Source organism: Phyllobacterium sp. T2-21 (assembly GCF_055378485.1).
Genome location: NZ_AP027912.1, coordinates 856665 through 881685 on the forward strand (window position 1 = coordinate 856665; position 25021 = coordinate 881685).

Annotated in this window: 28 protein-coding genes; 14 read left to right on the top strand and 14 right to left on the bottom strand. The window is 60.7% G+C overall.

Translation table 11 applies throughout. The features are described 5' to 3' along the window. Window positions 1-146 precede the first annotated feature (146 nt). The 9 genes from ACZ5FP_RS04250 to ACZ5FP_RS04290 all read right to left on the bottom strand — a co-directional run bounded on the left by ACZ5FP_RS04250 (window position 147) and on the right by ACZ5FP_RS04290 (window position 7364). Entirely contained in the window at window positions 147-1184 is a 1038-nt protein-coding gene (locus ACZ5FP_RS04250; protein WP_223612245.1) for a sulfate/molybdate ABC transporter ATP-binding protein, read from the bottom strand. An 11-nt stretch (window positions 1185-1195) separates the two neighbouring features. Next, entirely contained in the window at window positions 1196-2080 is an 885-nt protein-coding gene (gene cysW, locus ACZ5FP_RS04255) for a sulfate ABC transporter permease subunit CysW (protein ID WP_223612244.1), read from the bottom strand. Continuing rightward, window positions 2070-2930 carry a sulfate ABC transporter permease subunit CysT gene (gene cysT, locus ACZ5FP_RS04260; RefSeq protein WP_403169255.1) on the bottom strand — a complete coding sequence of 287 codons (861 nt, stop codon included), beginning with the start codon at window positions 2928-2930 and terminating at the stop codon, window positions 2070-2072. Before cysT ends, cysW begins: the two co-directional genes overlap by 11 nt. A 4-nt stretch (window positions 2931-2934) precedes the next feature. After that, on the bottom strand, window positions 2935-3966 hold the full coding sequence (locus ACZ5FP_RS04265) for a sulfate ABC transporter substrate-binding protein (RefSeq protein WP_464662323.1): 1032 nt from the start codon (window positions 3964-3966) through the stop codon (window positions 2935-2937). Window positions 3967-4192: 226 nt separating this feature from the next. Continuing rightward, a complete protein-coding gene (locus ACZ5FP_RS04270) occupies window positions 4193-4369 on the bottom strand; it encodes a hypothetical protein (protein ID WP_346307838.1) in 177 nt (58 codons plus the stop codon). Between the two features lie 17 nt (window positions 4370-4386). After that, the gene (locus ACZ5FP_RS04275; RefSeq protein ID WP_464662325.1) at window positions 4387-4893 is read right to left on the bottom strand and encodes a hypothetical protein; all 507 of its coding nucleotides are present in this window, start codon (window positions 4891-4893) and stop codon (window positions 4387-4389) included. Next, window positions 4874-5032, bottom strand: coding sequence for a hypothetical protein (locus ACZ5FP_RS04280; RefSeq protein WP_223612239.1), 159 nt, complete (start codon window positions 5030-5032; stop codon window positions 4874-4876). Before ACZ5FP_RS04280 ends, ACZ5FP_RS04275 begins: the two co-directional genes overlap by 20 nt. A 251-nt stretch (window positions 5033-5283) precedes the next feature. Further along, entirely contained in the window at window positions 5284-5985 is a 702-nt protein-coding gene (locus tag ACZ5FP_RS04285; RefSeq protein WP_223612238.1) for a GntR family transcriptional regulator, read from the bottom strand. After that, window positions 5982-7364, bottom strand: coding sequence for a formimidoylglutamate deiminase (locus tag ACZ5FP_RS04290; RefSeq protein WP_464662327.1), 1383 nt, complete (start codon window positions 7362-7364; stop codon window positions 5982-5984). Before ACZ5FP_RS04290 ends, ACZ5FP_RS04285 begins: the two co-directional genes overlap by 4 nt. 85 nt (window positions 7365-7449) lie before the next feature. Here ACZ5FP_RS04290 and hutI point away from each other — a divergent pair, with 85 nt between their 5' ends. From hutI to ACZ5FP_RS04335, 9 genes are all read left to right on the top strand, one after another. Next, entirely contained in the window at window positions 7450-8643 is a 1194-nt protein-coding gene (hutI, locus tag ACZ5FP_RS04295) for an imidazolonepropionase (RefSeq protein ID WP_464662329.1), read from the top strand. A 2-nt stretch (window positions 8644-8645) separates the two neighbouring features. Further along, window positions 8646-10187 carry a histidine ammonia-lyase gene (hutH, locus tag ACZ5FP_RS04300; protein ID WP_464662330.1) on the top strand — a complete coding sequence of 514 codons (1542 nt, stop codon included), beginning with the start codon at window positions 8646-8648 and terminating at the stop codon, window positions 10185-10187. Then, on the top strand, window positions 10184-10990 hold the full coding sequence (hutG, locus tag ACZ5FP_RS04305; RefSeq protein WP_464662332.1) for an N-formylglutamate deformylase: 807 nt from the start codon (window positions 10184-10186) through the stop codon (window positions 10988-10990). Before hutH ends, hutG begins: the two co-directional genes overlap by 4 nt. After that, window positions 10987-12657 (top strand): urocanate hydratase, encoded by a 1671-nt coding sequence (gene hutU / locus ACZ5FP_RS04310; RefSeq protein ID WP_464662334.1) that lies wholly within the window; start codon window positions 10987-10989, stop codon window positions 12655-12657. Before hutG ends, hutU begins: the two co-directional genes overlap by 4 nt. A gap of 32 nt (window positions 12658-12689) precedes the next feature. Continuing rightward, the gene (locus ACZ5FP_RS04315) at window positions 12690-13208 is read left to right on the top strand and encodes a HutD/Ves family protein (RefSeq protein WP_464662336.1); all 519 of its coding nucleotides are present in this window, start codon (window positions 12690-12692) and stop codon (window positions 13206-13208) included. Between the two features lie 86 nt (window positions 13209-13294). Continuing rightward, on the top strand, window positions 13295-13678 hold the full coding sequence (locus ACZ5FP_RS04320) for a hypothetical protein (protein ID WP_403169282.1): 384 nt from the start codon (window positions 13295-13297) through the stop codon (window positions 13676-13678). Window positions 13679-13792: 114 nt separating this feature from the next. Beyond that, a complete protein-coding gene (locus ACZ5FP_RS04325) occupies window positions 13793-15157 on the top strand; it encodes a PepSY-associated TM helix domain-containing protein (protein ID WP_464662338.1) in 1365 nt (454 codons plus the stop codon). A 22-nt stretch (window positions 15158-15179) separates the two neighbouring features. After that, window positions 15180-15716, top strand: a complete 537-nt coding sequence (locus ACZ5FP_RS04330; protein ID WP_464662340.1) for a copper chaperone PCu(A)C — start codon at window positions 15180-15182, stop codon at window positions 15714-15716. Further along, entirely contained in the window at window positions 15716-16306 is a 591-nt protein-coding gene (locus tag ACZ5FP_RS04335; RefSeq protein WP_464662341.1) for an SCO family protein, read from the top strand. The genes ACZ5FP_RS04330 and ACZ5FP_RS04335 overlap by 1 nt, the downstream gene beginning before the upstream one ends. Before the next feature lie 39 nt (window positions 16307-16345). Here ACZ5FP_RS04335 and ACZ5FP_RS04340 read toward each other — a convergent pair whose 3' ends face one another. Then, window positions 16346-17239, bottom strand: coding sequence for a sigma-70 family RNA polymerase sigma factor (locus ACZ5FP_RS04340; RefSeq protein WP_464662343.1), 894 nt, complete (start codon window positions 17237-17239; stop codon window positions 16346-16348). Between the two features lie 144 nt (window positions 17240-17383). Between ACZ5FP_RS04340 and ACZ5FP_RS04345 the strand changes: the two genes are divergently transcribed. Both ACZ5FP_RS04345 and ACZ5FP_RS04350 read left to right on the top strand, forming a co-directional pair. Then, on the top strand, window positions 17384-17842 hold the full coding sequence (locus ACZ5FP_RS04345) for a carboxymuconolactone decarboxylase family protein (protein ID WP_223612419.1): 459 nt from the start codon (window positions 17384-17386) through the stop codon (window positions 17840-17842). Window positions 17843-17976: 134 nt separating this feature from the next. Continuing rightward, entirely contained in the window at window positions 17977-19191 is a 1215-nt protein-coding gene (locus ACZ5FP_RS04350; RefSeq protein ID WP_464662345.1) for an Mrp/NBP35 family ATP-binding protein, read from the top strand. A 77-nt stretch (window positions 19192-19268) separates the two neighbouring features. On the opposite strand, the gene ACZ5FP_RS04355 is transcribed toward ACZ5FP_RS04350, so the two are convergent. Beyond that, window positions 19269-20897, bottom strand: a complete 1629-nt coding sequence (locus tag ACZ5FP_RS04355; protein WP_464662347.1) for an alpha-D-glucose phosphate-specific phosphoglucomutase — start codon at window positions 20895-20897, stop codon at window positions 19269-19271. A gap of 167 nt (window positions 20898-21064) precedes the next feature. On the opposite strand from ACZ5FP_RS04355, the gene ACZ5FP_RS04360 reads away from it, so the two are divergent. Next, a complete protein-coding gene (locus tag ACZ5FP_RS04360) occupies window positions 21065-21319 on the top strand; it encodes a type II toxin-antitoxin system Phd/YefM family antitoxin (protein WP_223612223.1) in 255 nt (84 codons plus the stop codon). Continuing rightward, window positions 21319-21732 (top strand): PIN domain-containing protein, encoded by a 414-nt coding sequence (locus tag ACZ5FP_RS04365; protein WP_464662349.1) that lies wholly within the window; start codon window positions 21319-21321, stop codon window positions 21730-21732. The genes ACZ5FP_RS04360 and ACZ5FP_RS04365 overlap by 1 nt, the downstream gene beginning before the upstream one ends. Before the next feature lie 48 nt (window positions 21733-21780). Here the strand turns inward: ACZ5FP_RS04365 and ACZ5FP_RS04370 are convergent, their stop codons facing one another. Continuing rightward, on the bottom strand, window positions 21781-22398 hold the full coding sequence (locus ACZ5FP_RS04370; protein ID WP_223612221.1) for a L,D-transpeptidase: 618 nt from the start codon (window positions 22396-22398) through the stop codon (window positions 21781-21783). 180 nt (window positions 22399-22578) lie between these two features. On the opposite strand from ACZ5FP_RS04370, the gene ACZ5FP_RS04375 reads away from it, so the two are divergent. Continuing rightward, window positions 22579-23073, top strand: a complete 495-nt coding sequence (locus tag ACZ5FP_RS04375) for an MmcB family DNA repair protein (protein WP_464662351.1) — start codon at window positions 22579-22581, stop codon at window positions 23071-23073. Between the two features lies 1 nt (window position 23074). Here ACZ5FP_RS04375 and ACZ5FP_RS04380 read toward each other — a convergent pair whose 3' ends face one another. Continuing rightward, window positions 23075-23638: an ActR/PrrA/RegA family redox response regulator transcription factor gene (locus ACZ5FP_RS04380; RefSeq protein WP_105737977.1), complete on the bottom strand. Its 564-nt coding sequence runs from the start codon at window positions 23636-23638 to the stop codon at window positions 23075-23077. A 68-nt stretch (window positions 23639-23706) separates the two neighbouring features. Continuing rightward, window positions 23707-25011, bottom strand: coding sequence for an ActS/PrrB/RegB family redox-sensitive histidine kinase (locus ACZ5FP_RS04385; RefSeq protein WP_223612219.1), 1305 nt, complete (start codon window positions 25009-25011; stop codon window positions 23707-23709). Window positions 25012-25021 lie beyond the last annotated feature (10 nt).

Genomic DNA, 25021 nt, shown 5'->3' on the forward strand with positions numbered 1-25021 from the left:
CGCGCAAACTCCTTTGCAGCTGTTTGCGAACGGCGATGGGCTTTGTGAACAGACTGTTTCTGTTTTGATGAACAAGCCTATGACGGCCGGGCAGCAAAAAGCCGGAGCTCATGGAACTCCGGCTTCGGGGGCAAAGGCCGAAAGGGTCAGGCCTGCGGAAAGACCCGCCAATGCTTTGGCCGAAAGGCGATGCGGCTCTTTTCCCGGGCCGGATGATCGGCCGGAATTTCAATCTCGACGCGTTCCGCCGCGCCGCCGATTTCGAGCTCCACGCGCCTTGTCGCACCGACACGGCGGCTGGCAATGACGGTTCCGGCAATGCAGCCACCGCAGCCGTCGATCAGTTCGACATCGTGCGGGCGGAAATAAAGCGTGGCGTTGCCGTCGGGTGCATCGCTTTTCAGGCCGAGTGTGCGGTCCGCGAGCCATACTTCGCCATTGTCGATGCGCACGGTCAGTGAACTTGATTCGCCGATGAAGCCATAGACAAACGGCGAATTGGGCGTGTCATAAACCTGATCCGGCGTTCCGATCTGCTCGATCTTGCCCTGGCTCATCACCACCACGCGGTCGGCGAGCTCCAGGGCTTCGTCCTGGTCATGGGTCACGAAAACCGTCGTGTGCATGGTCTTGTCGTGAATTTCCCGCAGCCAGCGGCGCAGTTCCTTGCGCACTTTCGCATCCAGTGCGCCGAACGGTTCGTCGAGCAGCAACACGCGCGGTTCGATGGCCATGGCGCGGGCAAGGGCAACGCGCTGGCGCTGGCCGCCGGAAAGCTGGGCCGGATAGCGCTTTTCCAGGCCGCCGAGCTGGACGAAATCGAGCAGCTCGGACGAACGGCGGCGGATTTCCTCATTGCTCGGCCGGCTGGCGGAGGGGCGAACCTTGAGCCCGAAGCCGACATTGTCGATCACGGTCATATGGCGGAACAGGGCATAGTGCTGGAACACGAAGCCGACATTGCGCTCCTGTACGGATTTGAGCGATGCATCCTCGTCGCCGAAAAACACCTTGCCTTCGGTTGGGGTTTCCAGCCCCGCGATCAGGCGCAGAAGCGTCGTCTTGCCGGAACCGGAGGGGCCGAGCAGTGCAATCAGTTCACCCGAATTGATATCGAGCGATACGTCGTGCAACGCCGGGAAGCGATCGAATTCCTTGCGCACACCACTTACGCGAACGTCCATGTTTATTCCTCTCAGTGTCCGCCATTGGCTGCCAGTTCCGCACCGTATCTCAACTCCAGCAGGGTCTTGAGAACGAGCGTCACCAGCGCCAGAAGCGCCAGAAGCGAAGCCACCGCAAAAGCAGCGACCGTATTGAATTCATTATAGAGAATTTCGACCTGCAGCGGCATCGTGTTGGTCAGGCCGCGAATATGGCCTGAAACGACGGATACCGCGCCAAACTCCCCCATGGCCCGGGCGTTGCACAAAAGCACGCCGTAGAGCAAGCCCCATTTGATGTTGGGGAGGGTGACATGCCAGAAGGTCTGCCAGCCGTTTGCCCCGAGGGAAAGCGCCGCTTCCTCGTCGGTCGTGCCCTGCTCCTGCATCAGCGGGATGAGTTCGCGCGCAACGAAGGGAAATGTCACGAACACCGTTGCGAGCACGATGCCGGGAACGGCGAACAGAATCTCGATTCCCTGTGATTTGAGCCAGGGGCCGAGCGCGCTGTGCGTGCTGAACAAGAGCACGTAGACGAGACCCGATATCACAGGGGAAACCGAGAACGGCAGGTCGATCAGCGTCGTCAGGAACGCCTTTCCCTTGAACTCGAACTTGGCAATGGTCCAGGCCGCCACCACCCCGAAGACGAGATTGAGCGGAACGGCAATGGCCGCAACCAGAAGGGTCAGGCGGATCGCGGCGAGCGCATCATGGTCGGCGAAGGCTGCGAAATAGGCGGCGGGGCCCTTGCGGAAGGCCTCGAAGAAAACCGCGATCAGGGGCAGAAGCAGGAACAGCCCGAGAAAGACCAGCGCCACGCCGACGAGGATGAAGCGCGCCGTGCGGCTCTCGGTGGTTGCCGGGTGCCAGACATTGGATGCGGCTTCCGGCGGTTGCGGCAACTCATGTCGCATAGCCATACCTCCTGCGGCTCCAGGCCTGGATCAGATTGATGACGAAGAGCATCGTGAACGAAATCAGAAGCATGATGGCGGCGATGGCCGTTGCGCCGGTGTAATCGAACTCTTCCAGGCGGATGACGATCAGCAGCGGTGCGATTTCCGAGATGTAGGGAAGGTTCCCGGCGATGAAGATCACCGAACCATATTCGCCGACCGCGCGGGCGAAGGCGAGGGCAAAGCCAGTGAGGATTGCCGGAGTCAGGCCGGGCAGCAGAACGCGCGAGATGGTCTGGAAGCGCGTCGCGCCGAGGGTGGCCGCCGCTTCCTCCACTTCCTTGCGGATTTCTTCCATGACCGGCTGCACCGTGCGCACGACAAAGGGCAATCCAATGAAGATCAGCGCGATGGTGATGCCAACAGGCGTGAAGGCGACCTTGATGCCCAGCGGATCGAGCCAGCGGCCGATCCAGCCGTTCTTCGAATAGAGGGCTGTCAGGGCAATGCCGGCAACGGCGGTGGGTAGGGCGAAGGGCAGATCGACGATGGCATCGATGATCCGGCGGCCGGGAAAGCGGTAGCGCACCAGAACCCAAGCCACGATAACGCCGAACACGACGTTGATCAGGGCGGCGATCAGCGATGTGCCAAAGCTGATTTTCAAGGCGTTCAGCGTGCGCGCGTCCGTCGCGACGTGCCACATGCCGCCCCAGCCCAGCGAGGCGGAGCGCCAGACCAGTCCAGCCAGCGGGATGAGGACGATGAGGGTCAGGTAGGCAAGAGTGAAGCCGAGCGTCATTCCGAACCCTGGAATAACACTCGGCCTCTTAAACCGCCAACCTGCCTTGGCAAGGTTGGAGATCATGCTGTTACTTTTTCGGCTTGTAAATCTGGTCAAACGTTCCGCCATCTCCGAAGTGATAGGGCTGTGCTTTTGCCCACCCGCCGAAGATTGGATCATCGATTGTCACCAGTTTCAACTCCGGCAGTTTTTTCAGGAGATCCGCCGATACCAGCTTGGGCTCGGAAGGGCGATAAAAGTGCTTCGCTGCAATGGTCTGGCCTTCTGCCGAGTAGAGATACTGGAGATAGGCTTCAGCCACCTTGCGCGTGCCCTTGGCATCGACATTGCCGTCGACAACGGCAACGGGCGGCTCGGCAAGGATGGATTGCGGCGGCACGACAATGTCGAATTTGTCGGCGCCGAATTCATTGGAGGCAAGATAGGCTTCGTTTTCCCAGGCAAGCAGCACGTCGCCAAGTTCACGCTGGGCAAAGGTCGTGGTCGATCCGCGTGCGCCCGAGTCAAGCACCGGGACATGCTGGAACAGATTGCCGATATAGTCCTTGATCTTGGCTTCGTCGCCGCCGTATTGGCCATTGGCCCAGGCCCAGGCCGCAAGATAATTCCAGCGCGCGCCGCCCGATGTCTTGGGGTTCGGCGTGATGACTTCGACGCCATCCTTGATGAGATCGCCCCAGTCCTTGATGCCCTTCGGATTGCCCTTGCGCACCAGGAAGACGATGGTTGACGTATACGGTGCGGAATTGTGCGGATATTTGGTGCGCCAGTCGGGATTGATCTTTTTCGTTGCCTTGGCGATGGCGGAGATGTCGCTTTCAAGCGCCAGCGTCACCACATCGGCATCGAGCCCGTCAATCACCGAACGGGCCTGCGCGCCGGACCCGCCATGCGATGTCTGGATGGTCAGCGTTTCCCCGGTATCCGCCTTCCATTTCGCCGCAAAAGCCGCGTTGTAGTCCTTGTAGAGCTCGCGGGTCGGGTCATACGAGACGTTCAGCAGCGTCGTATCCGCATGGGCGGCAGACAGCGATTGAAAGGAAACTGTTGCGGCGAGTAAAGCAGCCGCAAGCGATAGGGATATACGGGAATGTTTCATGCCTGCCTCCGTGTAGTGTGACCTAGAGCGTAGCAGAGCGTCCCGCAGAGCGGGCGTTGGAAAGAATTCCTTTTATATCGATAAATTAGAAAATTCTACCTGAATACCATAGTCTACAGAAATGGTAGTCTATTCGGGATCGGTGGTGGAATCTGACCGCAGCAGGATTCTTTCCCGGCAGCAGGGAAGTGGTACCGGCCTGCGGCCGGTACCGGGCTGGAGGCCCTTATTTGCGTATCAGCAGGTCAACCGGCGTGATCTCTGCGACTTCGGTGTATGTGCTGGTCACTGTCCTGGCTTCGATCGAGGCGCGCACCGTGAGTGGCGTGACAAAGATCGCCAGGGTCAGCAATGCGGTGGCGGCGATTGAAAGGCGTCGTTCCATGCGTGCGTTGATGATCATTGGTTTTCCCCTTCGTCCTAGTGGTATTTTGCCCGCAGCGGGCGGGAAATGATGTCGTCGATGGCAAATTTAGGGATCGGCAAAAGCACTTGATCCAGCTCGGCCAAGGTTTCGGCAAAACCGATGGCTGCGTTCTCAACCTCTTCCTGGCGGGAGGGGCATGCCATGGCATTGAGGCAGGTTCGTGCCGCAAGCATGTCGCAATTTTGAAGTCCGGCGATCAGCCCCAAAGTCAGGCATTCTTCCTTGCACACGTGGTGCGAGCCGAATGGAAACGTCTTCAGCGGGCACAGGGCGCAGTGGCGCAAGGTGCGGATGAAGAACGAGAGTTCCGACAGGGCGCGGTTGCCTTCACGGCTGCCGAGAATTTCGCTGTACAGGCCAAACGCCATTTCCCAGGCAATCACCGAACCGGTTTCAAAACCGGCAGTCCACCGGCGATAGCCTTCCAGCACGAGCTTCTCCGGAGCCCGGTCGAAATAGCAGCCTGTCCCTTGCCCTGCTTCAGATGCGCGTGGATACATGCCCACTCCCATCCTGTTCATTGTTGCGGCATGGGCGGGCAACGGGCTGCGTCAGCCGGTTCAGGCCGGGTGCGGGACGTGGAAGCTGCGCATGCAGCATGAAAACCACGCGCAGGCGTGGCAGAAAAAGACCTATCATAGGGTCCTCCAATCGAACGGGTTCAAGGCCCAGACATCAAAGGTATGCACTCGTGTGCTTGTGCATAAAGGCAATGACTTATTGCAAAGTCAAATGATAATTTTCGAAAAGCATGAAAAATATCAATAACTTAGAATGATTCTAGGAAATTATGAGTTTTTTAGTAGACAATTGCTCTGGCAAGCTGACAAATCATCGCACCCCGACGGCGCGCGACGGTCCGTTCCTTGCGTCATCCAGCCGAATGTCTTCTAGAGCTGTGTGACCATGCGGTGCGAGGCGGGGTGGATCATCCGCACGAATGTGATCGGCTTCTGCGGCACGAAGGTGACGCGTTCCACAATGAACACGGCGTCCTTTTCGCTGACACCGAGAATATCAGCCTCCTGCGCGCTCGCCACGCCGGCGTGAAAGACGATCTCGGCCTGCGAGAACGGCGAGTGGGTCACCAGCCATTCGTTCGGGCTGATGGTCTCGAATGTCTCGCCGCGAATGGAAGGCACCGCATCGAGATTGATCCAACGATCCTCATATTGATACGGCTTGCCGTCGGAGAGGTGCAGGCAGCGCACGTGCAGCATGTCCTTGGCCTTGGCGAGGCCCATGCGGCGGGCAACGTCTCCCGGTGCTTTCTCCACCTGGTTGGAAAGCAGCCTGAACTGGTAGGCGCCGCCCTTTGTCTCGATTTCCTGCCGGACGATGGGAATGACAAAGCGCGCTTCCCGCATCGGGTGCAGGGCAACCCGGGTTCCGGCCTTGCGCTTGCGCACGAGGACGCCGCCCCGCGCCAGTTCCTGCAAGGCGCGGTTGACCGTGGCGCGGGCGCAGCCGAATTCAATGGACAGCACTTCCTCTCCGGGGATCAGTGCGCCGGGTGCCCAGACCCGCTCGGCGATGCGCCGGGCCATTTCCGCTTTGATGGCATGGAAGGATTTTCGCGCTGTTGCCGTCACACCCGCTCCAGAACCGACGCAAGCCGCGTCTTGTAGGTTGCAAAGATTTGTTCCCGCGCGTGGTGGCGCCCCTCATGCACCACATGACGGCCCGCCGACCACACATCGGTCACCGCGTGTCTGTCGCCTGCAAAAATCCAGCCGTCAAGCAACCGGTCACCCCGGAGGCCGAGGATCGCGGGATTATCGGCATCGAGTGCAACCATGTCGGCCCATTGTCCGACGGCAAGACTGCCGCCATTGCGGCCCAAGGCCTGCATTCCGCCCGCAAGCGCGGTGTCATAGAGCGTACGGCCGTTGGATTTGCCGTCAACGGAAAGCGTGACCCGCGAGACATCGCGCAAACGCTGGCTGTATTCGAGCTGCCGCAGTTCCTCGGATGGCGAAATACGGATGTTGGAATCCGATCCCGTACCGAACCGCCCGCCCGCACCCAGGTAGCGCACGCCATCAAAAATGCCATCGCCGAGGCTTGCCTCGGTCAGCGGGCAGAGGCCGACCACCGCGCCGCTGGCAGCAACGCGCAAGGTCTCTTCCGGTGTCATGTGCGTCGAATGAATGAGGCACCAGCGCTCATTGACGGGCAGATGGTCCAGCAGCCAGCTCATGGAGCGCTGGCCGTAGGCCGCCTGTACCTCTTCCAGTTCCGGCAGCTGTTCGGCGATGTGGATGTGGAAGGGCATCGCGGCAAACCGGCGCTCCAGCTCCAGAAGGTCGCGTTCGCTGACGGCGCGGATCGAATGCGGTGCGACGCCGAAACCCGCATCGGGACCTGTTTGGCGCGCCGATTTTTCCGCGGCCTGCGCCAGTTTGGAAAAGCGTTCGACATCATTGCCGAAACGCAATTGCCCGCCCGCCAGCACGCGTCCATCGACGCCGCCCTGCGCATAGGCAACCGGCAGCAGCGTCAGGCCGATACCGCTCGCGCTGGCGGCAGCGGCGATGCGCTCCGACAATTCGCCGAGGCTGGCATAGGGGGTGCCGCCCGGCTGGTGATGGACATAGTGAAATTCGGCCACGCTGGAATAGCCGGATTCGAGCATTTCTACGAATGCGAAGGTCGCGATGGCTTCGATGTCGTCCGGATCGAGAATATCGAGGAAACGATACATGATTTCGCGCCACGTCCAGAAACTGTCGCGGCCTGCCGGGCTACGCGCTTCGGAAAGGCCGGCCATGGCCCGCTGGAATGTGTGGCTGTGCAGATTGGCTTGCGCCGGGAGGAGAACAGCTGTGCGATGACTGTCAGCGGGCGCAGTGCTGTTTGCGTCCACCGACACGATCTGCCCGCTCGCGCTGAACTGCACGAGGACGTCGCGTTCCCAGCCTTTTTCCGTGAGGGCCGTGCTCGCAAAAACAGATTTTTTGGCTTCGCTCATTTCTTCTCTCATCCCCGGATTGACATAATATGTATATACATAATAACGTCATGAGCAAGCACTAATGGGGATGGTATCAAGGCTGATGAGGAAAATTCTGTCCGGATTGAGGATCGCGACGCTGGAGAATACCGGTGCGCCCTATGGTCTGATCGACGCGGGTGCGATCGGCATTGAAGGGGATCGTATTTCCTGGGTTGGTACCGCTGTTCCGGATGACTGGAAAGCTGTCGAGGTGCAGGATTTCGGCGGCCGCCTGGCGACGCCGGCACTGATCGACTGCCACACTCATCTGGTTTTCGGCGGCAACCGCGCCCGCGAGTTTGAAATGCGCCTCGAGGGCGCCAGCTATGAGGAAATCGCCCGGGCTGGCGGCGGCATTGTTTCCTCGGTGAAATCGACCAATGGTCTGTCGGAAGATGAACTCGTCGCGCAAAGCCTGCCGCGGCTTGACACCCTGCTGGCGGAGGGCATTTCCACCGTTGAAATCAAGTCCGGCTATGGCCTCAACATCGAGGCGGAGCTGAAAATGCTGCGGGTGGCGCGCCGCCTCGGCACGCTGCGTCCCGTGCGCATCCGCACCAGCTATCTCGCTGCCCATGCGGTGCCGCCGGAATATCGCGGCCGCGCCGATGATTACATCAGCGAAGTTGTGCTGCCGGGTCTCGATGCCGCCCATGCGGAAGGTCTGGTCGATGCGGTCGACGGCTTTTGCGAAGGTATTGCCTTCTCGCCGGCCCAGATCACGCGTGTGTTTGACCGGGCGAAAGCTCTTGGCATTCCGGTCAAGCTGCATGCGGAACAGCTGTCCAATCTCGGCGGTGCCAAGCTTGCCGCATCCTATGGCGCACTGTCTGCCGATCATCTTGAATATCTCGACGAAGACGGCGCCAGTGCCATGGCCGCCGCAGGCACGGTTGCGGTGCTTCTGCCCGGTGCCTTCTATGCATTGCGGGAAGAACAGGCGCCGCCGGTCAAAGCCCTGCGTGCCGCCGGTGCCCGCATCGCCATCGCCACGGACTGCAACCCCGGTACATCGCCGCTGACATCGCTGCTCCTGACCATGAACATGGCCTGCACCCTGTTCCGCCTGACCGCCGAGGAAGCGCTGGCGGGTGCAACGCGCGAGGCGGCGCATGCGCTGGGATTGCAAAACGATCTTGGCACCATCGCTCCCGGCAAACGCGCCGAAATCGCCATCTGGAACGCCGCGCAGCCCGCAGAACTCTGCTACCGCATCGGCTTCAATCCCCTCCACCAGCTTATCTTGAAGGCTTGACCATGACTGTCGTCCTCCACCCCGGTTCCGTTCCTCTGGCTGAACTGGAGAAAATCTATTGGCAGGGCACGCCTGTCCGGCTCGATGCCTCGTTTCATAAGGGGATTGCAGCCGCAGCTGCGCGCATCGCCGAAATCGCAGCCGGCAGCGCGCCGGTTTATGGCATCAACACCGGGTTCGGCAAGCTTGCTTCGATCCGCATCGACGCCGCCGATGTGGGGACGCTCCAGCGCAATCTGATCCTGTCGCATTGCTGCGGTGTCGGCAACGCGCTGCCGGAAAACATTGTCCGCCTGATCATGGCCCTGAAGCTGATCTCGCTCGGCCGCGGCGCTTCGGGCGTGCGCCCGGAACTGATCAGCCTTATCGAAGCGATGCTGGCCAAGGGCGTCATTCCTGTCATTCCCGAGAAAGGTTCCGTGGGCGCTTCCGGCGATCTGGCGCCGCTCGCGCATATGGCCGCGGCGATGATCGGCGAGGGTGACGTGACCTTTGGCGGGGCGCGGATGCATGCCGGCGAAGGCCTCGCCAAGGCCGGCCTCACGCCGGTCGTGCTCGCCGCCAAGGAAGGGCTTGCGCTCATCAACGGCACGCAGGTTTCAACGGCGCTGGCGCTCGCGGGCCTGTTCCGGGCGCATCGCTCTGCGCAGTCGGCCTTGATCACGGGGGCCCTGTCCACCGATGCGGCGATGGGTTCCTCAGCGCCGTTCCACCCCGATATTCACACCCTGCGCGGCCATCGCGGCCAGATCGATACGGGCGCCGCGTTGCGCCGCCTGCTCGAAAATTCGCCGATCCGCGAAAGCCATATCGAAGGTGACGAGCGCGTCCAGGATCCCTACTGCATCCGCTGCCAGCCGCAGGTCGACGGCGCCTGCCTCGATCTCTTGCGTATGGCGGCGCGTACGCTGGAAATCGAAGCCAATGCGGTCACCGACAATCCACTGGTGCTCAGTGACGGCTCGGTGGTATCGGGCGGCAACTTCCATGCGGAACCTGTTGCTTTCGCCGCCGATCAGATTGCGCTTGCCATCTGCGAAATCGGCTCGATCGCCCAGCGCCGTATTGCGCTGCTGGTCGATCCGGCCTTGAGCTACGGCCTGCCTGCTTTCCTTGCCCGCAAACCGGGTTTGAATTCCGGCCTGATGATCGCCGAGGTCACCTCAGCGGCGCTGATGTCGGAAAACAAGCAGATGTCGCATCCGGCCTCGGTTGATTCCACGCCGACCTCGGCCAATCAGGAAGACCACGTGTCCATGGCCTGCCACGGCGCGCGCCGCCTGTTGCAGATGACGGACAATCTGTTCTCCATCATTGGCATCGAGGCACTCACCGCAGCGCAAGGCATCGACCTGCGCAGCCCGCTGCAGACGAGCCCGGAACTTACCCGCGCCCATGCCGCGATCCGTTCCGTCGTGCCGACGCTGGACGAGGACCGCTACATGGCGCCGGACCTGAAGGCCGTGTCCGATCTCATTGGTTCCGGGGCGCTCAATTCAGCAATCTCCCCCGACATCCTGCCTGCACTGGATACCGGCCTATGAGTGTTGTTGACGTCAAGCAGGGGGCGTCCCCGGTCATTCTTGGCCTGCCGCACACCGGCACCGAGGTTCCCGCCGATATCTGGGCACGGCTGAACGAGAACGGACAGCTGCTGGCCGATACGGACTGGCATATCCATACGCTTTATGACGGGCTTCTGCCGGAAGCGACGACCGTGCGCGCCACCTTCCACCGCTATGTGATCGATGCCAACCGCGATCCGGAAGGCGTCAGCCTCTATCCCGGACAGAACACCACCGGCCTCATCCCGGAAACGGATTTCGACGGCAGGGCGATCTGGCGTGACGGCGAAAAACCCGCTGCTGCCGATACGCAAAAACGGCTGGAGCATTTCCACAAGCCCTATCACGCCGCCCTGGCGGCGGAGATCAAGCGCGTGCAGGACATTCACGGCCTCGCCATTCTCTATGATTGCCACTCCATCCGCTCGCACATCCCGTTTCTGTTTCAGGGCAAGCTGCCGGATTTCAACATCGGCACCAATCAGGGCGCGAGCTGTGCCCCGGAGGTGGCGGCAGCCACCGGCCGGTTTGCCTTTGCCGCACCGGGTTACGACGGCGTGATGAACGGGCGCTTCAAGGGCGGCTGGACCACGCGCCACTACGGCAAGCCGGAAAAGGGTGTGCATGCCATCCAGATGGAGCTGGCGCAGTCTACCCATCTGCAGACCGAAGCGCCGCCCTTTGCCTATGACGAGACGAAGGCCGAGCGCCTGCGCAAGCATCTCAAGGACATTCTCGAAAATCTCGAACAAACCGCCTTCAAGCTCGGGAGCTTAAAATGAACAATCCACGTCACAATATCCGTGAAATCCGCAGTCCCCGCGGTCCGGAACTCAATACCAAATCCTGGATGACAGAGGCGCCCCTGCGCATGCTGATGAACAATCTTGATCCGGACGTGGCTGAAAATCCCAATGAACTGGTGGTCTATGGCGGCATCGGCCGCGCCACCCGCACATGGGACGATTTCGACAAGATCGTCGCGACCCTGAAGACCTTGAACGAGGACGAGACCCTGCTGGTGCAGTCCGGCAAGCCGGTCGGCGTGTTCCGCACCCATGCGGATGCGCCGCGCGTCCTCATCGCCAATTCCAACCTCGTTCCCCATTGGGCGACATGGGATCATTTCAACGAACTGGATAAGAAGGGCCTGGCCATGTACGGCCAGATGACCGCCGGTTCGTGGATCTACATCGGCACGCAGGGCATCGTGCAGGGCACCTACGAGACCTTCGTCGAGGCGGGCCGCCAGCATTACGGCGGCAATCTCAAGGGCAAGTGGATTCTCACCGGCGGCCTTGGCGGCATGGGCGGCGCACAGCCACTGGCGGCTGTCATGGCCGGTGCCTGCTGTCTCGCCATCGAGTGCAATCCGGATTCGATCGATTTCCGCCTGCGCACCCGTTATGTCGATGCCAAGGCCGAAACGCTGGATGAGGCGCTTGCAATGATCGACCGCTGGACCAAGGCGGGTGAAGCCAAGTCCGTCGGTCTCCTCGGCAATGCAGCGGAAATCCTGCCGGAACTGGTGCGCCGCGGCGTGCGTCCCGACATTGTTACCGACCAGACCTCGGCGCATGATCCGATCAATGGCTATCTGCCCAAGGGCTGGTCGATCGCCGAATGGAAGGCCAAGCGCGAAAGCGACCCCAAGGCTGTCGAAAAGGCTGCCCGTGCCTCCATGCGCGAGCATGTGGAGGCGATGATTGCTTTCTGGAACGCCGGCGTACCGACGCTCGATTATGGCAACAATATCCGTCAGGTCGCCAAGGACGAAGGACTGGAAAATGCCTTCGCTTTCCCCGGCTTCGTTCCCGCCTATATCCGTCCGCTGTTCTGCCGCGGTATCGGTCCGTTCCGCTGGGCGGCGCTGTCGGGCGATCCGGAGGATATCTACAAGACGGACGCCAAGGTGAAGGAACTCACCCCCGGCAATACCCATCTGCACAACTGGCTCGACATGGCGCGTGACCGCATCGCCTTCCAGGGCCTGCCGGCACGCATTTGCTGGATCGGTCTGGGTGATCGGCATCGCCTGGGTCTTGCCTTCAACGAGATGGTGCGCAACGGCGAACTCAAGGCACCTATCGTCATCGGGCGCGATCATCTCGATTCCGGTTCCGTCGCCTCGCCGAACCGCGAGACCGAAGCGATGAAGGACGGTTCGGATGCGGTTTCCGACTGGCCGCTGCTCAATGCCCTGCTCAACACGGCATCGGGCGCCACATGGGTGTCGCTGCATCATGGCGGCGGTGTCGGCATGGGCTTCTCGCAGCATGCGGGCATGGTGATCTGCGCCGACGGTACGGATGATGCCAAGCGCCGCATCGAACGGGTTCTGTGGAACGATCCGGCCACCGGCGTCATGCGCCATGCGGATGCGGGCTACGAGATCGCCATCGATTGCGCCCGGGAAAAGGGCCTCAACCTGCCGGGTATTCTCGGCTGATGCGCATCCTGCGTTCGGCCGGACACCGGCAGATGCCTTGGAAAAACGGCAAGGGTGTCACCACCGAGATTGCCGTCTTTCCCGAAGGCGCATCGGTCGACAGCTTTGACTGGCGTATCAGCATGGCAAACGTTCCGGAGTCCGGCCCGTTCTCGGCCTTTCCGGGCGTCGACCGCGTGCTGGCCGTGCTGGAAGGCGACATGATATTGAGTGTGGATGGCCGGCCGCCTGAAACGCTCGGTCCATTGTCTCCGGCGATTGCCTTTCCCGGCGATACCCCGACAAGCGCGGTGGTGCTGCGCGAGGTTACGGACCTCAATGTCATGGTCCGGCGCGGAAAATTTACAGCGCAGGTCAGAAGGTGTGATGACACGGTAATTGCGGGCAAGTACGGCCATGCATTTGTGGTTCTGTGCGGCGAGGCAGAACTCACGAGCGGCGAAACGCTCGGCGCAAATGATGTTCTGCAACTCGCCCAAGCCGAAACGGTGACGTTCAAAGATGTGCCCTCGAGCGCATGGCTGGTGGAGATCGACCGTCTTTCAGCCTAGGCGATCCGGCATTTGTCGCTTTGCCGCATAGATTTCCCGCGCAAGCTGCGTTATCTGGTTGGCAGGAACCGCAAAACGGGGATGTGATGCGCAAATACGGATACGATTGGCAACTGGCGGTGCGCATGCTGTGCGCGCTGGCGCTTGTCTTCGTCGCCTTTGCCCATCAGCCGGTCATTGCGGCATCCAATAATCAGATTGATCTTGCCGCCTATACGCTGCCCGACGGCACCGTTCCCGTGCTCTGCCTTCCCGGCAGCGGTGACCAGGACCCGCACAAGAGCGCATGGCACGGCACGGGCTGCGAAGCCTGCCGTATTTCCGCATCGTTCATTCTCCCTGTTCCGCCTCACACCGGCGGTCAGCGCGTCGAACCGGCGGTATCGCTCGCCATCAAGCGCGAAGCGGTGCTGATTGCCCGCAGCCTCTATCCTCCGGCAGCACCGCCCCAGGCTCCCCCTCTCGTCTGACACAAACTTTTCGAACGCTGGTCCGCCATCGGTCGGAAAGGTTGCGCCGTTTTGGGCGCGCCCATTGGTCTTTCACAGGCCAATCATTGTTGCTGTCAGACGATTGGAACACGCATGAGCGTCTCAAGCATGGCTTCGCAGAAGCCCAAGGACATCAGTCAATCCCTCTACCGCGCCATCTGGCGCTGGCATTTTTTCGCCGGCCTTCTGGTCATCCCCTTCATGCTCAATCTCGCCATCACCGGCGGGCTCTATCTCTTCAAGGATGAAATCGACAACACGGTGTTTGCCTACCGCAATGTCGTTACGCCGCGCAGCGAGGTGCTTGCGCCGTCGCTGCTGATCAAGAATGCCGGGGCTGCAGTCCCCGGCGCAACCATCCTGCGTTATCGCGACCCCTCCACGCCGACCCAGTCCGCCCGGGTTATCCTCGGTACGGATGCCGGGAAGGTCCTTGTTTTCGTCGATCCCTATACCGGCTCGGTACTCGGCAAGGTTGCCGAGAAGCAGGAATTCAATTGGGTCGTGCGCAAGATTCACAGCCTCGTCTATTTCGGGCTGGCGCTTGACCGGGTGGTCGAGGCCGTTGGCGGTCTTGCCTTGATCCTTGTTGTCACCGGCTTTTATCTGTGGTGGCCGCGCAAACAGAAGGGCGGCGTCATCACGGTTCGCGGCACGCCCGACAAGCGCATCTTCTGGCGTGATCTGCATGCGGTGACCGGTGCTGTTGCCGGGGCTTTGATCTTCTTCCTCGCCATTACGGGCATGCCGTGGTCGGCCTATTGGGGCGACAAGCTCAATGCCACCCTGGCGGATAAGGGCCTCGGATACCCCACGCAGCTGTGGAACGACGTTCCGGTGTCGAAAATTCCGACAAAGGATGTGCTGACCGAGGCGGGCTGGACCATCGAAAACGCCCCGGTTCCGGCATCGACAGCCGATGGGGCGATGAAAAGCGTCGGCCTTGACCGGATCGTGGCGTCCGCCAGGGCCGAAGGCATCACGCCGGGCTTCGAGGTATCGCTGCCGTCGGGACCGGAAGGGGTCTATACCGCGGCGATTTTCCCGGACGATATCGCCATGCAGCGGACGATCCATTTCGATCAGTACAGCGGCAAATCACTGGTCGATCTGAAGTTTGCCGATTATGGCGCGGGTGCCAAGGCCATCGAGTTCGGCATCGGCGTCCATATGGGGCAGTATTGGGGCCTCCTGAACCAGATCGTCATGTTGGTCACGTGCTTTGCCATCATTCTCGCTGCGGTTTCCGCCGTGGTCATGTGGTGGAAGCGTCGTCCCTCGGGGCGTCTGGGGGTGCCGCCCATGCCATCGCAAAAGAGCGTCTTTGCCGCGTTGACGCTGGTCATCCTCGGCTTCGGCGTGCTCTTCCCGCTCACGGGTTTTGCCATTCTCGCCATGCTGGTTCTCGATCAGTTGATCCAGCGTGTTCCTTCCCCGCTCAAACGCGTATTCTCATAAACAACGGAACTGGAGAACGTCCATGAAATCCACTCTCAAATTTGCAATGTTTGCATTGCTGGCCACCTCGGTTGCCTCGCCTGTGCTGGCCCACGATCACTCCGCCATGAGCAAGGGCGATGCCGGCAAGATGCGGAAACACGAAGCCACGGATGCGGTCAAAGTCGGCAATCTCGTGTTCACCGATGCCTTCACCCGCGCCACATTGCCGGGCGCCAAGGTTGGCGGCGGCTATATCTCGATCACCAATGAGGCCAAGGAAGCGGACCGCCTGCTCGGCGGCTCCAGCCCTGTTGCGGCGCGCGTCGAAGTCCATGAAATGAAGATGGACGGCGAAGTGATGAAGATGCGCAAGCTTGCGGACGGTGTGCAAATTCCCGCGGGCGGAACCGTCGAACTCGAGCCCGGCGGCATGCACCTGATGCTGCTGGAGATCAAGCAGCCCTTGAAGAAGGGCGAAGACGTCCCGGTAACCCTCGAATTCGAGAAGGCCGGCAAGGTTGAGCTCAAACTGCACGTGGAAGCTGCCGGTGCAACCTCCATGGAGCATGGCCAGTGATGAACGTTCGCCGCGTCCGCATTGCACTGTGGTCGGTCATCGCCGTTCTGATGATCTTCCTTGCCTTCACCTATTACAGCGCCCGCAAGGGCAACGAGATAGAGCCGGTGAAGCTTGGTGTGCCGTTTTCGCTGATCGACCAGAATGGCGCGCCGATCACCGAAGCGGCATTCCAGGGACATCCAACGGCGCTGTTCTTCGGTTTCACCCATTGTCCCGAGGTTTGCCCGACAACGCTGTTCGAGATGGCGGGCTGGCTCAAGGCATTGGGCGATGAAGGCAAGGATTTGCGCGTTTTCTTCATCTCGGTCGATCCCGAACGGGACACGCCCGAGGTGATGAAGGGCTACACGGCCGCCTTCACCGACCGGATCACCGGTATCACCGGCGATCCCAAGGAAGTGGAGAAGGTCATCAAGGGCTGGAAGATCTATGCCCGCAAGGTGCCGACGGAAAATGGGGACTACACCATGGACCACACGGCATCGGTGATGCTGCTCGACCGGGATGCCCGCCTGAAGAGCACCATTGACTACAAGGAAAGCACCGACGTGGCTTTGAAGAAGCTGCGGCTTCTCATCGGCTCCTGAAGATTTTCCTCCAAAACAGAATGAGACCGGCATCTGGTCTCATTCTGTTCGGCCCTTGCCTTTCCTGAGCACCACCAGGTCAAGTGCGTTGAGGCGCGAAGACTCGGCAACAGCTTCAATGGCAGTGATCCTGTCCCCTGCAATCGTCAGGTTCAGGACCACGTGCAATCTGCCTCGAACCTTGACCACGAGACCAAGCACGCCATCGACAAGCGCCGGCACTGCACCCTGTGCGCGTCCTTTGAACGTATTGGCCACGGCTTCCGCACCGCGAATTTCCGACATTGCGCCCAATTGCACCGCCGCTTTGTCCGCACGGAACACCACATCCGGATCGAGCACGGCCAGAAGCGCGTTGAAATCGCCACCGCGGGAAGCCGCCAGAAAGGCATTCACGATCTCGCGCTGGCGGGCAAGACTGCGGGCCGGAATGGTATCCGTTCCCTGCACCCGGCGACGCGCCCGGCTGGCCAACTGCCTTGCCGCTTCCGGCGTGCGATCGACAATCGGCGCAATCTCGTCGAACGATATGCCGAACATGTCGTGCAACACGAAAGCCAGCCGCTCCGCCGGGGCCAGCCGTTCGAGCACCACGAGCAGAGCCGCCCCCACCGAATCTGCCATTACAATGTCATGTTCGGGATCGCCGCCTGACTCGCGGCCTGCCACGGGTTCTGGTGTTTGCGGAGTCAGTTGGTCCTCGCGCCGTGATGTGCGCGAGCGCAGCATATCGAGGCATACGCGTGAGACGACAGTTGTCAGCCAACCAGCCAAGTTGCCGACGTCGTCCGTATGCGCCCGGCTGAAGCGCAGCCAGGCCTCCTGTACGGCGTCATCGGCTTCGGTCATCGAGCCGAGCATCCGGTAGGCTACCCGCCGCAGATGGGTGCGATTGGCCTCGAATTGCTCGGTCAGAAATTTTTTCTCGTTCATCTGTCACGTTTCCTCGCCCTGTTCCGTCAAAGCAATGACGAACGAAATCCGGCCGATGTGACAAGAAATCGGGACCGGGAAACCGTCAAGAGCAAAAGCCCGGATATCTGGTTTCGGGCGTCAGTCAAACGAGAGGAAAAAATGATGCAAGCACGTATGAGCAACCCGGCAATGATCAACCCTGAAGCAATGAAAGCCCTGCAGGCACTGGCTGCGTCCACCGGTGACAGCGAGTTCCCGAAAGGCCTGCTTGAACTCGTGCATCTGCGCGCCAGCCAGATCAACGGCTGCAGTGTCTGCGTCGACATGCATCCGCGCCTTGCCCGCAAGGCGGGTGAAACCGATGAACGGCTCTTCGCCGTGTCCGTGTGGCGCGATACGCCGTACTTCTCCGAGGCGGAGCGCGCCGCCCTGGCCCTGACCGAAGCGGTGACCCGTGTTGCGGATCGGGCCGATCCGGTGCCGGATGACGTCTGGAACGAAGCCGCCAGACATTTCGATGAAAAGCGGCTCGGCAATCTGGTGCTGGCCATCGCCAACGTCAATGTCTGGAACCGTCTCAACATCGCGACCCGGCAGGTGCCAGGCGTATGGAAAGTCTGATCTGCTTGCGCGGATTGCTCTGCAGACCGCCTCGCTCAGCGTGGCGGTTCGCGCGCGAAGGTACGCTTTGCCCCATTGGCGTTTCTGCTCAACTGCACTATGTGATGCGGTAAGAAACAAAAGGGACAGCAAGCATGGCAGGCGTGAGCAAAGATCAGGTTCTCGATCAGCTGAAGACGGTGACCGGGCCTGATTTCAACAGCAACATTGTCGATCTGGGCCTTGTCTCGGATATTTTCATTGCTGACAACAAGGTGTTTTTCTCCATCACTGTTCCGGCGGCGCGCGCGCAGGAACTGGAGCCGCTGCGTGCCGCTGCCGAACGCGTTGTCAAGAACATGCAGGGTGTCGCCGGGGCCATTGTCGCCCTGACCGCCGAAAAGCGCGGCGGTCCGACCAGCGATGACGCGGTGCCGCGTCCCGCACCGGCAGCACCGCAACGTCCCGCGCAGCGTCCGGCACCCGCCGGTGCAGTCCCGCCGCCGCGCGTTCCGGCCCAGCCGCTGTCCGGGCACGGCCATGCGGCCGCGCCTGTCAAATCGGGCGTTCCCGGCGTTGGCGCGATCATTGCCGTCGCCTCGGGCAAGGGCGGCGTCGGCAAGTCGACCACGGCAGTCAATCTGGCGCTCGGTCTGCAGGCCAACGGCCATCGTGTCGGCATTCTCGATGCGGATATTTACGGTCCGTCCATGCCGCGCCTGCTGCATCTCTCCGGCCGCCCGGAAGTCGTCTCGGGCCGTGTGCTCAAGCCCATGGAAGGCTATGGCCTGAAAGTCATGTCGATCGGCTTTCTCGTCGATGAAGAGACCCCGATGATCTGGCGTGGCCCGATGGTGATGTCGGCCCTGACGCAGATGCTGCGCGAAGTGCAGTGGGGTGATCTCGATGTGCTCGTGGTCGATATGCCGCCCGGCACCGGCGATGCGCAATTGACCATGGCGCAGCAGGTGCCGCTTGCCGGGGCCGTCATCGTCTCGACACCGCAGGATCTGGCGCTGATCGATGCGCGAAAGGGGCTCAACATGTTCAAGAAGGTCGATGTGCCTCTGCTCGGCATTGTCGAGAACATGAGCTATTTCATCGCGCCCGACACCGGCAACCGCTACGACATTTTCGGTCATGGCGGCGCGCGCAATGAAGCCGAACGGCTCGGCGTTCCCTTCCTCGGCGAGGTGCCGCTGGTGATGGAAATCCGTGAAATGTCCGATGCTGGAACGCCCGTCGTCATCAGCAATCCGGAGGGACCGCAGGCCAAGGTCTATCGCGAGATTGCGGCCAAGGTCTGGGATCAGCTGCAGGCCGCGAAAGCCAATCCCGGCCGGACGGCACCGGCGATTGTTTTCGAGTAGCAGGGGATTTTCCCCGCAACCGGACAAAGAAAAAGCCCGCCTTTCTGGCGGGCTTTCTGTTTTAATTGAAGCACTTATTATGTAATCACGCTCGGCTTGTCGCGGCCGGTGCGTGTCTTGATTTCAGTGATGTCATCGGCGGCGCGGATAAGGTCGGCAAGCGCGCTTTGCGTTTCAAGATCGTGGCGCGCGGCATCGGCCTCGTAGCGTTCGATGTAGAGCCGCAGCGTTGCGCCCGACGTGCCTGTCCCGGAAAGGCGCAGGACAATGCGCGATCCGCCCTCGAAGAGAATGCGGATGCCCTGATGTTCGCTTACCGATTTGTCGACGGGGTCATGGTAGGCGAAGTCATCGGCCTTGGTGATCGTCAGTCCCTGCACGGTCTTGCCCGCAAGCGTCGGCAGCTTGGCCCGCAAGGCGTCGATCAGGCCGTTGGCCGCGCCTGAATCCACTTCCTCGTAATCGTGACGGGTGTAGTAGTTGCGTCCATAGGCGGCCCAATGTTCCCGCGCGATCTGCTGGACGCTCTCCTTGCGCACGGCCAGGATGTTCAACCAGAGCAGCACAGCCCAGAGGCCATCCTTTTCGCGCACATGGTTGGAGCCGGTGCCGGAGCTTTCCTCGCCGCAGATCGTTGCCATGCCGGCATCGAGCAGGTTGCCGAAGAATTTCCAGCCCGTCGGTGTTTCATACATGCCGATCTTCAGCTTTTCGGCGACGCGGTCGGCCGCACCGCTGGTCGGCATGGAGCGGGCAATGCCCTTCAGCCCGGCCTTGTAGCCCGGCGCGAGATGGGCATTGGCGGCCAGCATCGCCAGCGAGTCGGACGGCGTGACGTAAATGCCCTTGCCGATGATCAGGTTGCGGTCGCCGTCGCCGTCGGATGCCGCGCCGAAATCCGGACCGTCCGGCGACATCAGCAGGTCATAGAGATCCTTGGCATAGACGAGATTGGGATCGGGGTGATGCCCGCCGAAATCCTCCAGCGGCACGAAGTTCACACAGGTTCCATCCGGTGCCCCGAGGCGGTGTTCAAGGATTTCCTTGCCGTAGGGGCCGGTCACCGCATGCATGGAATCGAACCGCAAGGTGAAACCGGACTTGATCAATGCGCGGATCGCATCGAAGTCGAACAGCGTTTCCATCAGTTCGGCGTAGTCCGAGACGGAATCGATGATCTCGACATCCATGCCGGCAAGCTGCTGCTTGCCAACGGTGTCGATGTCGATGTCGGCGGCATCCGCGATCAGATAGCGGTCGATGACCTTGGAGCGGGCAAACACGGCCTCGGTGATTTTTTCCGGGGCAGGGCCGCCATTGCTGATATTGTACTTGATACCGAAATCTTCGGTCGGCCCGCCGGGGTTGTGGCTGGCGGACAGGATGAGTCCGCCGAACGCCTTGTACTTGCGGATGACATTGGACGCCGCCGGCGTTGAAAGAATGCCGCCCTGGCCGACGAGAACGCGGCCAAACCCGTTGGCAGCGGCCATTTTCACGGCAATCTGCACGACGTCGCGATTGTAATAGCGGCCGTCGCCGCCGATTACCAAGGTCTTGCCCTTGAAACCGTCGAGCGAATCGAAGACCGACTGGATGAAATTCTCGACGTAATTCGGCTGCTGGAATTCGGGAACCTTCTTGCGCAGACCGGACGTTCCCGGCTTCTGGTCATCGAATGGCGTGGTGGCAATGGTTTTGAACATGTGGACCTTCCCGGTTATGCGCATCGGCAGCAATCTATGAGCCCCTTGTCGATCAGGTCAACACGGCAAAAATCAGTTCGGCAAATAAATCGGATTGCGGCGGCCGGGATAGGTTTGTCTACATCGCCAGTTTGTAGTAACATATCTACAATTCAAAGAGGTGTGTGATGGGCATTACAACTGTTTCGAGCAGAGAATTCAATCAGCATGCCAGCGACGTCAAGAAGGCGGCAAACAACGGCCCCGTGTTCATCACGGATCGGGGCAGGCCCGCCCATGTCCTCCTGAGCATGGAAGAATATCTGAAGCTCACCGGGGGGCAGGAGAGTCTTGCCGACGTCCTGGCGCAACAGGAACCCTCGGATTTCGATTTCGAAATACCCAGTCTGAATGTCCGGTTTCGTCCGGCCGATCTGTCCTGATGTTTATTCTGGATACCAATTTCATTTCCGAAATGCGCCGACAGGACAGAGCCGATGCGAACGTCATGGCTTGGGCATCGACTATACCTTTTTCGCATTTTTTCCTATCGGCCATTACGATACTGGAGATTGAACAGGGGCTGCTGCTGGTGGACCGGAGGGATGCGCAACAGGGGGCGATCCTGCGCCTGTGGCGGGACAATTGGGTGTTGCCTCGGTTCGAGGGAAGAGTTCTTGCAGTGGACACGGCTGTCGCACAACGCTGCGCGCACCTGCACGTCCCGAACCCTCAATCGGAGCGCGATGCGCTTATCGCTGCAACGGCCCTGGTCCATGGCATGGTTGTGGTAACCCGCAACATAGCGGATTTTGCATCAACAGGGGTCAAGACCATCAACCCCTGGAGCGTGTGAAAAGGCCACCCAAGGGCAGCCTTTTCAAGCAATTCATAAGCCGGAGAATTACAGCACGACCACTTTCGCACCCACTTCGGCGCGGTTGAAGAGGTCGATGATGTCCTGATTCATCAGGCGGATGCAGCCCGAGGACATCGCCTTGCCGATGGACCACCATTCCGGCGTTCCGTGCAGGCGATAGCCGGTATCGCCGCCCTTGTTGAAGAGGTAAAGCGCACGGGCACCCAGCGGATTCTGCAGGCCCGGATCCATGCCCTCGCGGAATTCGGCCAGTTCAGGCTTGCGCTTGATCATTTCCTTCGGCGGCGTCCAGGTTGGCCATTCGCGCTTCATGGCTATGCGCGCCGAACCCTGCCATTCAAAGCCCTGCTTGCCCACGCCGATGCCGTAGCGCATGGCGCGTCCGTCGCCGAGGACGAAGTAGAGGAACTTTGCCTTGGTATCGACAACGATTGTCCCTGCGGCTTCACCGCCATCGTAGCGAACTTCCTGACGCAGGAACTGCGGCGGAATCTTGGCGCGGGGAATGGCTGGAAGCACATAACCGGCATCAGTCACGGAGGAGTAGGAGGCAGTGGAATAGTTGAAGCCGATCGTGGAACAGCCGGTCAGAGCAGTTGCACCCATCAGTCCAACTGCCAGGACGATTGTCTTGAGTTGCATAGTCACCCCATCAAGTATTGGCCGAATCTAAGGCGATTCAGTTGTCTTCCCTCATTACTGCCATTATTGTTAATGCTTGATTAACCGTAAAGCGTAGTTTTCTGTTAACCATACTTATCCTCAACCAAGTGGTGCATTTTTGCCGTATGCGGTTGTAGCGATCTCAGTGATACTTGCATCATGCCCCTTGTGATTCCCGGTCAGACCAGCCCGCTCATCGATGGTCGTCAGTCAGAGAACGCCATGCTGGTGCGCCGCGGCGTGCAGCGGCTGTTTCTTGAGCTTAATCTGGCGGTGATGCCGGAGTTGCCGCTGGCTTCGGGACGGCGGGCCGACCTCGTTGCCATGTCGCGCACCGGTGAAATCTGGATCGTCGAGATCAAATCATCAATCGAGGACTGGAAGGTCGACAAGAAATGGCCGGATTACCGGGCCCACTGCGACCGGCTGTTCTTTGCCACCCATCCCGGCGTTCCCGCGGATATTTTCCCGCAGGACTGCGGATTCATCCTGTCGGACGGCTATGGCGCGGAAATCCTGCGCGAAGCGCCCGAGCACAAATTGTCCGGGGCGACGCGCAAGGCGATGACCCTGCGCTTTGCGCGGGTGAGCGCGGCGCGGATGACTCTGGCCGAATTGTCCGGAATTCACTTGCCCGAAACGGATATGGAATAGGTCAGCGCGGCGCGCGCTTTGCGAGGATGCGCTGCAGGGTGCGCCGGTGCATGTTGAGGCGGCGGGCCGTTTCGGAAACATTGCGGTCGCACATCTCGTAAACGCGCTGGATATGTTCCCAGCGGACGCGATCCGCCGACATCGGGTTTTCCGGCGGGGCAACCTTGGCACCGGACCGGCGGGTCAGCGCGGCAAACACCTCATCGGCATCGGCGGGCTTCGACAGGTAGTCGATAGCACCGAGCTTGACGGCGTTGACCGCTGTCGCAATGTTGCCGTAGCCGGTCAGGACAATGGCGCGGGTGTCTTCGCGGCGCGCCCGGATTGCCTCGATGATATCGAGGCCGTTGCCGTCGCCCAGCCGCATGTCGACCACGGCATAGGCCGGTGCGTGCGTCTTGACGCTGGCAAGTCCCGCTTCGACCGATTCAGCCGTTGCAACGGTGAAACCACGGGATTCCATGGCACGCGCCAGGCGCTGCAAAAAGGGCTTGTCGTCGTCGACCAGCAACAGTGTCCGATCGCCGCCTATGGCCGCAATATCGTCCTGATCCGTGTGTTCCATCAGGGTTTCCTGCTCATTTCTTATAAATATACTCCGTTAATGGTTCGCAATGAACAAAAAGTCAAAGGTTATCCGTTTTGTTCATCAAGTTGATTGCGCGGCCATGTCACGACAACTTCTGCGCCTTGCCCCGGATCATTGCGATTGCGGAAGGTGATGGCCGCACCGGAACGCTCCAGCAAGGTTTTGGCGATGAACAGCCCCAGCCCCAGCCCGCCGCCATGTTCATTGGTCTCGCGGTCGCGGCCGGTGGTATAGGGCTCGCCGATTCGATCGAGAATATCAGCCGGGAAACCTTTGCCGTCATCGGCAACGACGATCTGCACCGTCTTGTCGGTCCAGCCCCAGCTGACCTGAATGGTCTCGCGGGCAAAATCCACCGCGTTCTCCACCAGATTGCCGAGGCCGTAAATGATTCCCGGATTGCGGCGGATGACCGGTTCGTTGCCTTCGCCGCGCAGCTTCGTCACCTCGATGCTGATGCCGAAATTGCGGTTGGGCTCGATGACTTCCTCGATCAGCGAGGAAATCTTCAGCCGCGACATGTGTTCCTCGCTTTCCGAGGACAGGCTGGTAAGGCGCTTGAGGATTTCCCGGCAGCGGTCGGTCTGCGAGCGCAGGAGTTCGATATCCTCGGCAAAGCGATCGTCCTGCGCCAATGCCCGCTGCATTTCCTTGGCAACGAGCGCGATGGTCGCAAGCGGTGTGCCGAGTTCGTGCGCCGCCGCCGCCGCGAGACCGTCGAGTGCGGAAAGATGTTGCTCGCGCTGCAGGATCAGTTCAGTCGCGGTGAGCGCATCCGCCAGAAGCCGCGCTTCTTCGGCAACGCGGTAGGCATAGACGGCGGTGAAGACCAGCGCCGAAACAACGGAACACCACACCCCTGCAATCAGCACGAACGGCAGTTGCAAGGCTTGGTCGGGGTACCAGGGCAGGGGCAGATGGAAATAGGCAAGGGCCGTCGCGCAGACCGTCACGAGGACGCCGAGCGTCACGGTTGACGAGGCGGGCAGGGAGGTTGCGGAGATGATGACAGGGACGATCATCAGCACGGCAAAGGGATTTTGCAGCCCGCCGGTCATGTAGAGCAGGCCCGCCACCTGCAGGATATCGAAGGCAAGAACCGTGATGGCCGCCCGCGGTTCAAGCCGGTGGTTGATCGGGTAGCGGAACGACAGGAGGAGATTCAGCCACGCCGAGCAGGCGATCAGCGCAAAACAGATGCTGACGGGGAAGGGAAACTTCAGGTAGAGCGCCACGAAGAGGACCGCGATGCTCTGGCCCGCGACGGCCAGCCAGCGCAGGCGGATCAGCGTCGTCAGCCGCAGCCGCCGCGACAGGTATGAGGAACGTATGCTGAATTCTTGAACCATGGGCGAGCTT